This window comes from Streptomyces sp. OR43, assembly GCF_008042275.1.
In the GTDB taxonomy this organism is placed as follows: domain Bacteria; phylum Actinomycetota; class Actinomycetes; order Streptomycetales; family Streptomycetaceae; genus Streptomyces.
The window spans coordinates 1-1,134 of record NZ_RDBK01000140.1 but is presented as its reverse complement, the minus strand read 5'-3'; the positions used below and the strand labels follow the sequence as shown (position 1 = coordinate 1,134).

At 75.1% G+C, this 1,134-nt stretch carries 1 protein-coding gene; it reads left to right on the top strand.

The features are described from left to right. Nucleotides 1-1,063: allophanate hydrolase-related protein (locus tag EAO72_RS41735; RefSeq protein ID WP_261991889.1), on the top strand; the 1,063-nt coding region annotated here is incomplete at its 5' end. Nucleotides 1,064-1,134 lie beyond the last annotated feature (71 nt).

Below are 1,134 nucleotides of genomic sequence, written 5' to 3'. Positions count from 1 at the left end.
CGAACGCGCCCACCGCCGTGTAGCGCTCCGCCACGAACGCCCCCGCGTACAGCATCGCCGCCGCCTCGGTGAACGGGGACAGGTCGATGGGGCACAGGACGGCGCCCGCCGCGCGGAGGCGTACGCGGCCACGGCGGAACGCCTCCGCGCGGCGGGCGCCGTCCTGTGCCCCATCGACCTGTCCCCGTTCACCGAGGCGGCGGCGATGCTGTACGCGGGGGCGTTCGTGGCGGAGCGCTACACGGCGGTGGGCGCGTTCGTCGACAGCGGCCCGGCGGACCTGGATCCCACGGTGGCGGGCATCATCACGGCGGCCCGGGACATCCCGGCCCACCGCCTGTTCGCGGACCGGGACCGGCTGGCGGAGCTCCGGCGCGCGGCCGGGGCCGCCCTGGGCGACGCGGACGCCCTGCTGCTCCCCACCGCCCCGGGCCACCCCACACTCGCCGAGGTCGCGGCCGACCCCCTGGGGGCGAACGCCCGGCTCGGCCGGTTCACCAACTCCACCAACCTGTTCGACCTGTGCGCGGTGGCCGCTCCGGCGGGCGAGGTGTCGGGCCGGCCGTTCGGCGTGATGCTGATCGGCCCCGCCCACACGGACGAACGCCTGGCCCGCGTCGCCGCCCTGCTGACCCCGCCCGTCCGCGTCGCGGTGGCGGGCGCCCACCTGACGGGCGAGCCGCTGAACCCGCAACTCCTGGCGCTGGGCGCCCGCCTGATCCGTACGACGACCACGGCCCCCGTCTACCGCCTGTACGCCCTGGCGACCACACCGCCCAAACCTGGCCTGGTCCGCACGGACGAGGGTGGCGCCGCGATCGAGACGGAACTCTGGCAACTCCCCGCGGAAGGCCTGGGCATCCTCACCGCGGCACTCCCCCATCCCATGGTGCTGGGCCGGGTGGACCTGTCGGACGGCACGACGGCGGTGGGCTTCCTGTGCGAGCCGTACGCGGTGGAGGGCGCGAAGGACATCACGGAGTACGGCAGCTGGCGCACATACAGGACCGCACCCCTTCCCACCGCCTCCACCGCACCATGGGATGGGGGAGTGCCGCGGTGAGGATGCCCAGGCCTTCCGCGGGGAGTTGCCAGAGTTCCGTCTCGATCGCGGCGCCACCCTCGTCCCTCGTC